This window comes from Mesorhizobium sp. P5_C1 (genome assembly GCF_054049815.1).
Map to the genome: position 1 here is coordinate 1 of NZ_JBFULQ010000256.1, position 7,697 is coordinate 7,697.

Sequence of the window (7,697 nt, forward strand, 5' to 3'; positions counted from 1 at the left end):
GATCATGAGCGCGCCTCCAGGAAGCCGCCATAGCGGTTGAGTCGTTCTTCCAGCCGCGTCTGCAAGGCCGACAGCACCGAGCTCATCGCCAGATAGAGGATCGCCGCCTCGACATAGAGGATCAGCGGCTCATAGGTTGTGGCGACGATGCGCTGCGCCGCCTGGAACATCTCCGGCACGGTGATGGCGGCGGCCAGCGACGTATCCTTGACCAGCGAGATGAAGGTGTTGGAGAGCGGCGGCACCGCGACCCGTCCGGCCTGCGGCAGTATGGTGCGCCGCATCGCCTGGCTCCAGGTCATGCCTATCGAGTAGGCGGCTTCCCACTGGCCCTTCGGCACCGAGCCTATTGCTGCGCGGATGATCTCCGACGTGTAGGCGCCGATGTTGAGCGTGAAGCCGATCAATGCGGCGGTGAAGGCGTCAAGCAGGATGCCGACCGACGGCAGGCCGTAGAAGATCAGGAACAGCTGCACCAGCAGCGGCGTGCCGCGGAATATCCAGACATAGAAGCGCACAAGCGCGACCAGCGGCTTCGGACCGAACAGCCGGGCAAGCGCTGCACCGAGTCCGACCGTCAAGCCGAGAACGAAGGACAGCAGTGTCAACGGCACGGTGAAGATCAGGGTCGCCCACAACAGCGAAGGCAGCGACTCCAGCATCAGTTGCAGCCAGTGCGGCACGTAAGACCCTCCAAATGGTCGAGGCGGCTTGATCAGAGCGCGAATGCGCTCGGCATATCACGACAAAAGCGGCGGACCGTCAAAGACGGCTCGCCGCTTGATATCTCATCAGCCGGAGACCGGCCTCACGCATGAATTACTTCGAAACGTCCTGGCCGAAATAGGTGTCGGCGATCTTCTTGTAGGTGCCGTCGGCCTTGATGTCGGCCAGCGCCTTGTTGATCGCCGCAACCAGTTCCGGATCGCCCTTGCGCACGATGACGCCGGAATAGTCGGCGTTTTCCTCTTGCGCGGCGATCTTCACATTGGCGTCGGGCTTGTGCTTCTTGAAGTCGAGGAACGACAGGCTGTCATTGATGGTGGCGTCGGCACGGCCGGTCAGAAGCAGCTGGATCGACTGGTCGAAGCCGTCGGTGCCGACGAGTTCGGCGCCGTTGGTCTCTGCGAGCTTGCCGAAATTCGAGGTCAGCGACTGCGCCGATTTCTTGCCCTTGAGATCAGCGAAGGTCTTGATGTCGGTGTTGTCGCCGCGCACGATCAGCACCGCCTTGGAGGCGATGTAGGGATCGGAGAAGTCATATTTGGCCTTGCGCGCGTCGGTGATGCCGACTTCGTTGATGACGGTATCATAGCGATTGGCGTCGAGACCGGCGATCAGCCCGTCCCACTTGCCTTCGAGGAACTCGGCCTTGACGCCGAGCTTGTCGGCAATGGCCTTGGCGATTTCGACGTCGAAGCCGACCAGCGCGCCCGAAGTGTCATGATAGGTGAACGGCGCATAGGTGCCTTCCGTACCGACCTTGATGACGCCCGCCTGCTTGATCTGGTCGAGATTGGCGCCGGCATGGCCCGACGTGACAGCCAGAGCCTGCAGTGTTCCGGYGATGATAAGCGACTTGAGCCATTTCATTTTTCTGTGATCCCGTCCTTGGCCGGCTGTCCGGCATGTTGTGAGGGTTGGAAACTGACAGATACAAGTCGAAAAAATAAGGAACAGGATTTCAAAAACAACCAACTTCTGAAATCAGATTCTCGAAATAGTGCTTTTTAGCCGCAATCGACAGGGTCGCCGATCATCGCCGAGATCCCTCAGGCAACATATCCAGCCGCCAACGGCTACGGAACCATTTTCCTGCATGGCACGTTCTGGATTTCTAGGGCACGACGCTGCGATTTCAACCCGGGCGCCCTGCCAAGTTTGCAAAGTCATCCGCATCGCCTGAGCCAGGGAGCGCCTCATGATGGAAGACACTGCAGGACGGATCATGGTCCGCGCGGCAATGAGGGCTCCCTACCTCGAACGTGAAGAAGAGCATCGGCTCGCTTTGCTCTGGAAACAAGACAACGACCAGAACGCGCTGCATAGCATCACGGTTGCGCATATGCGGCTGGTCATTTCCATGGCTTCCAAATTCCGCCACTACGGTCTGCCGCTCGGCGATCTGATCCAGGAAGGGCATGTCGGCCTGCTTGAAGCGGCCGCCCGCTTCGAGCCTGAACGCGAGGTGCGGTTTTCGACTTACGCGACGTGGTGGATCCGCGCCTCGATGCAGGACTACATCCTGCGCAACTGGTCGATCGTGCGCGGCGGCACCAGCTCGGCGCAGAAGGCACTTTTCTTCAACCTGCGCCGCTTGCGCGCGCGGCTGGCCAACGGCACCGAACCGCTGTCCAACGCAACGCTCTATCGCGAGGTATCGCAAGCGCTCGGCGTCTCCGAGGCCGACGTGGCGATGATGGATTCGCGGCTGTCGGCGCCCGACTCCTCGCTCAACATGCCGGTTGCCGATGACGGGGGTTCGAACGAGCGCATGGATTTCCTCGTCTCGGACGATCCTCTGCCCGACGAGGTCGTCGGCGACACGATCGATGTCGAGCGCCGCTCCGTGTGGTTGAAAGCGGCGCTCGCCGCCCTCAACGCCCGCGAGCTCCGGATCATCGAGGAACGCCGGTTGAGCGACGAAGGTGCAACGCTGGAAGCGCTTGGCGAGACGCTTGGCATCTCCAAGGAACGCGTCCGCCAGATCGAGGCGCGCGCCATGGAAAAGCTCAAGGTGGCGCTGGTGAAGCAGAATCCGGAATTTCTGGCGACTGCCGCCTGACTCGCGGCAGGCGTCTTACTTGTCGGTGACGATCTTGACCTTGTCGCCGGCCGAGACTGCGGCACCTGGCGACAGCGCATTCAGCACGCGGAACAGGTCGAGCTTGCGATCGACACCAACCATCTGGGCGGAAAGCGAACCCATCGTCTGGCCGGGTTGAACGGTGACGACGCGGATATGCAGCGGCTTCAGCGCCGCCTTTTCCGCGGCACTGAGGATACGGAACGATCCGCTCACCGAACGTGCCACCGCATCCAGCGAGGTGCTGGCCGACGGCGCTGCGGTCAGCAGCCGGTAGACTTGGCCGCCGGCGCGGATCACGGCAATATCGAACTGCCACCCCTCGGCGCCGGCATGCGCGGTCGCCGCCTCGTTGCCGTTGATCGTTTCCTGCTTGACGGTGCTGTCGTCCAGCCCAGCCACCCAGCCGCTGCGGATATAGTCGGTGAGCGCCCGGTTCTTGTCGATCGAAACACCGTCGAAACGGATTGCCATGTCACCAGGCCCGGTTGCCGTCACCGCCGCCGCCGAATTGTCGATGATGAAGCCCTGCGGCACCGAGAAGGACACGCCGAGGCCCGGATGCAGGAAGGTTTCGCCGCGCACATAGCCTTCCTCGGGCGTGTCGCCATAGAGCAGGCCGTCTATGCCGGCGAGGAAGGAATCGCGGTCGCGCGTGCCGAAGCCGGGCGCGCCGAACTGGCGGGCATGGCGCTGCGCCAGATCGATACGCTGCGGCGTGTTGGGGTGGGTGGCCAGGAAGTCGAGGCTGGCGTCGGTGGCGCCGCTGATCGAGCGGAAATCGGTATAGGCCGACATCGACTGCAGGAAGCGGCCGGCGGCGAAAGGATCGTACCCGGCTTCGCCGATCGACTTGATGCCGATGGCGTCAGCCTCCAGTTCCTGGTTGCGCGAGAATTGCGCCAGTCTCAGCTTGCCGCGGATCAAGGCCGCCTTGGCGGTCGGGCTGTCGCCGAGCACATCCGAAACCACCTTGGTCGCCAGGCCTTCCTCGGCTTCCAGCTGCTGGCGCTGCAAGCCATGGTTGGCGGTGACGTGGCCCATCTCATGCGCGATGACGGCGGCAAGCTCGGCCGAATCATTGGCCAGCGCCAGCAGACCGCGCGTGATGTAGAGATAACCGCCCGGCAGCGCGAAGGCGTTGACGTTGGGCGAATTCAAAATGGTGATGCGATAGGTCTGCGTCGGATTGGCCGACACGACGGTCAGATTGCCGACCACCTTGGCGACCATGCGCTCGAGCTTGGGATCGGAATATTCGCCACCATAGGTGGCCAGGATGCGCGGATGCTGCGCCTTGGCCAGTTCGGCGAGCTTGCTGTTGGCAGCGACATTGTCGACAGTGATCGGCCTGTCGGAAGGCTGGAAGCCGGATTCCTGAACCTCGGGAGGCGTGAACATCTGGCAGCTCGCCAGCGCCACGGCAAAGCCGGCCAACGCAAGAAAGCGCGCCAGCGGATTCATTCGTAGTTTGTCAACGCCGATCGCCAGAACGGCTTCCTTTCGGGTCCCGGCGCATGACCACGAAAATCGGGGGCGATCTTCGGAAAATGTCATGCGCTATCTCAAACTGCTGCAGCATCCGTCGCGCGTCCCCTCGGGGGCGAGCGGCGGATGCTGCAGGCAAATCACGGCCTGTGCCGGACCAGTAGGGCGGACCTAGCCACACTCCTCCAGCCATGGCAAGCAAGCGCCGCATCGCCTGGAGCCGGTTTGACCGTAAATTATGTCCGCTTCCGGGCAACATCTCGTGATACGGCATCCCCGGCACCCGTGCCGATATAGCGCCGGAACACTTCCGGGCCAGCCCCGGTGAAGAATTCGTCCGCCTTGCCGGTTGCCGCGACAACGCCATTGTCCAGAAACACCACGTGCTCGCCGATTCGGCGGGCATCCTCCGGCTGGTGGGTGACGAACAGCACCGTCATGCCTCGTTCGGCATGCACCGCGGCGACCAGATCCAGCATGTCGTCGCGCAGCGCCGGTCCGAGCGAGGCGAAGGGTTCGTCGAGCAGGAGCACTGGCCGGTCGCGCACCAGGACCCGGGCCAGGGCGACGCGCTGGCGCTCGCCGCCGGAGAGTTCTCGCGGCAGGCGCTTTTCCTTGCCGGCAAGGCCGGTGCGTTCGAGCGCCTCGGCGATCGCGTCGCGGTCCGCTTCGATCAGCAGCAAGGATGGCGAGCGGCCGAGCCCGACATTCTGCTCCACTGAGAGATGCGCAAAGAGATTGTTTTCCTGGAACACCATCGACACCGGCCGCGCTGATGGCGGCTCAGCGCTGACATCGGCCCCGCCGATCAGCACGCGGCCCGACTGCGGCGCCTCGAAGCCCGCCACTAGGTTGAGCAGCGTCGACTTGCCAGAACCGCTCGGCCCCATGATGGCGGTGATTTTCGCCGCGGCGAAATCGACATCGAAAGCGAGCGACGCCTCGCCATAGCTGAACGACACCTGGTCCAGCCGCACCGGGGCGCCCTTTTCAGACCTGCTGGCCAACCCGTCAGGCATTCCGGTCCTTCTCCGTTCCCAGCCAGTGCGCCGCCATGATCAACGCGAGGCAGACCAGGCCGAGCAGCAACGCCAAGCCGGCTGCGTCCTGCGTGCGGTAGCTGCCCATGCGCGCCAACAGAAGGTAAGGCAAGGTCTGCACGGAATCACTGCCGAACAGCGCGATGACGCCGAGATCGCCGAGCGACAGCGCCATGGCGAAAGCAAAGGCGGTGGCGAGCGGCCGCCGCAGCGACGGCCAGTCGACCAGCATCAACCGGTTCCAACCCGTGATACCGAGCTGAGCACAGAGCCGTTCGTGACGCTCGCTCGCCGCATCATAGGCGGGACGAACAGCGCGCAGCGCGAACGGCATTGCCATCACCGCGTTGACGGTGACGACCATGACCGGGGCGATGGCAAAGACATCGCCGACATGGCGCAGCAACAGGAACCAGCCGGCGCCGACGACGATCGGCGGCACGACGAGGACAAAACCGGCGCCGGTATCGGCGGCGTGTTCGAGCGTCGTCTTTGCGCCGGAGCGGCGGTTCAGCGCCAGCGCCCGGCGCGCCATGGTCAGCGCCAGCGACAGCGTCACGGAAAGCAGTGCCGACAGGAAGGCGAGCACCGCGCTGGTCAGCGTCGCCTGCCGCACGACGGCCTCGCCGGCAAGCCGGCCGAGATCGGCGCCAAGCCCGGCCATCACAGTGGCCGCCATCGGTCCGACGACAAACAGCAGCGCGAACACGATGAGCACGACGTTCAGCAAGGTTTCTGTCCCATTGACGGAGAGGTAGCGGCGTGGCGCCACCGGCAGATTGGTGTCGCCGACCACATTGGCGCCAAGCCGCGTCAGCGCCAGCACGACGACAAACGTCAAGGCGATCTGCAGCAAGGTCAGCGTGACGGCCCGCGCGGGATCGAAATCGAAGCGCAGCGCCTGGTAGATGCCGACCTCCAGCGTCGTCGCGGCCGGCCCGCCGCCGAGCGTCAGCACGATCGTGAAGGATGTGATGCAGAGCATGAACACAAGCCCGGCGACACCCGGCAACGCCGCACGCAGCGTTGGCCATTCGATCAGCCGGAACGCCGGCCGCGCGCCCATGCCGAGCTGGCTGGCCAACCGCCACTGATCGGCGGGAATGGTCTGCAATGCCTCGAGGAACAGCCGCACGCTGAGCGGCAGGTTGAAGAAGACATGCGCGACGAGGATGCCCGACAGGCCATAGATGCCCGGCCAGCTCCCACCGCCGATCACCGCGAACACGCCGGCGAAATAGCCGGCACGGCCATAAAGCGCGAGAATGCCGAGTGCCGCGACGATGGCCGGCAGCGCCAACGGTACGGCGAACAGCTGCAGGATGAAGTCGCGGCCACGGAAGCGTGGATGCCGCGACAGCGCGCGCGCCACCAACAGCGCCGGCCCGACCGAAAGCAGCGTCGAGAGTGCCGCTTGCCACAGGGTGAAGCGAACGACGCGCAGCAGATAAGGATCGAAAGCCGCCCAGGCGCCGGAGAAGTCGTGAGCGCCTTCGAAAAGCAGCCCGGCAAACGCGCCGCCGATCAGCAGCGCGATGGCGCCGAGCGCGGTGATGCCGGCGGTGATGCGGGGGTCAGTTGGATGGCGCGTGGGCATGTCGCGCTACCCAACGCTGTCATGGGTGTCAATTGATTGAAATGCTTGGCTAAGGTCTAGTTCCCGCCCACCCCCCTCTGTCCTACCGGACATCTCCCCCGCAAGGGGGGAGATTGCTCGTTTCGCCACCCAGGCCAATTTCCAAAATGGCAGGAATGAGCGAGGCGACAGAACTGCCGATCTCCCTCCTTGCGAGGGAGATGGCCGGCAGGCCAGAGGGGGGTGACTTGGCACAAACATCTGGCGAAGCTTGAATCCTACTTGCTCATCGCCGCCAGCCATTCATCGACCCAGGCCTTGCGGTTGGCGGCGACCTCCTCGGGGCTGAACAGCAAGGTCTTGGTCGGCTTGACCAGTTTGTCGAAGGCCGGGTTGAGCGGCTTGTCGGTCTTGCCGGCCGGGAACATCCAGTTGGTCTCGGGGATGGCATCCTGGAATTTCGGCCCGGTCATGAAGGCCAGGAACTTTTCCGCCAGCGGGTTTTTCGCCCCTGTCGTGGTGATGCCGGCAACCTCGATCTGCAGATATTCGCCCTCTTCGAACGACGCTGCCTGGTAGCGCTCGGTGTTCTCGGCGACCATGTGATAGGCCGGCGACGTCGTGTAGGACAGCACCATCGGCGCCTCGCCCTTGGTGAACAGGCCATAGGCCTCGCTCCAGCCCGGCGTCACGGTAAGCACCTTCGACTTGAGCTTGGCCCAAGCTTCCGGCGCCTTGTCGCCATAGACCGACTTGACCCACAACAGCAGGCCGAGACCCGGGTTCG

General features: G+C 63.9%; 7 protein-coding genes. 1 reads left to right on the top strand and 6 read right to left on the bottom strand.

Going from position 1 to position 7,697, the window contains the following annotated elements:
• Positions 1 to 2 precede the first annotated feature (2 nt).
• Together ACXJ7R_RS19385 and ACXJ7R_RS19390 are read right to left on the bottom strand one after the other, a co-directional pair.
• On the bottom strand, positions 3 to 683 hold the full coding sequence (locus tag ACXJ7R_RS19385; RefSeq protein ID WP_457153253.1) for an amino acid ABC transporter permease: 681 nt from the start codon (positions 681 to 683) through the stop codon (positions 3 to 5).
• A 136-nt stretch (positions 684 to 819) separates the two neighbouring features.
• Entirely contained in the window at positions 820 to 1,593 is a 774-nt protein-coding gene (locus tag ACXJ7R_RS19390) for an amino acid ABC transporter substrate-binding protein (RefSeq protein WP_457153254.1), read from the bottom strand.
• A 328-nt stretch (positions 1,594 to 1,921) separates the two neighbouring features.
• Here ACXJ7R_RS19390 and ACXJ7R_RS19395 point away from each other — a divergent pair, with 328 nt between their 5' ends.
• The gene (locus tag ACXJ7R_RS19395) at positions 1,922 to 2,785 is read left to right on the top strand and encodes an RNA polymerase factor sigma-32 (RefSeq protein WP_457153255.1); all 864 of its coding nucleotides are present in this window, start codon (positions 1,922 to 1,924) and stop codon (positions 2,783 to 2,785) included.
• A 15-nt stretch (positions 2,786 to 2,800) separates the two neighbouring features.
• Here ACXJ7R_RS19395 and ACXJ7R_RS19400 read toward each other — a convergent pair whose 3' ends face one another.
• From ACXJ7R_RS19400 to ACXJ7R_RS19415, 4 genes are all read right to left on the bottom strand, one after another.
• Positions 2,801 to 4,270 (bottom strand): M48 family metalloprotease, encoded by a 1,470-nt coding sequence (locus tag ACXJ7R_RS19400; RefSeq protein WP_457153256.1) that lies wholly within the window; start codon positions 4,268 to 4,270, stop codon positions 2,801 to 2,803.
• A gap of 260 nt (positions 4,271 to 4,530) precedes the next feature.
• Positions 4,531 to 5,313: a thiamine ABC transporter ATP-binding protein gene (thiQ, locus tag ACXJ7R_RS19405; RefSeq protein WP_457153257.1), complete on the bottom strand. Its 783-nt coding sequence runs from the start codon at positions 5,311 to 5,313 to the stop codon at positions 4,531 to 4,533.
• Entirely contained in the window at positions 5,306 to 6,931 is a 1,626-nt protein-coding gene (gene thiP / locus ACXJ7R_RS19410) for a thiamine/thiamine pyrophosphate ABC transporter permease (RefSeq protein ID WP_457153258.1), read from the bottom strand. Before thiP ends, thiQ begins: the two co-directional genes overlap by 8 nt.
• Before the next feature lie 257 nt (positions 6,932 to 7,188).
• On the bottom strand, positions 7,189 to 7,697 hold a 509-nt coding region (locus ACXJ7R_RS19415), incomplete at its 5' end, for a thiamine ABC transporter substrate-binding protein (RefSeq protein ID WP_457153259.1).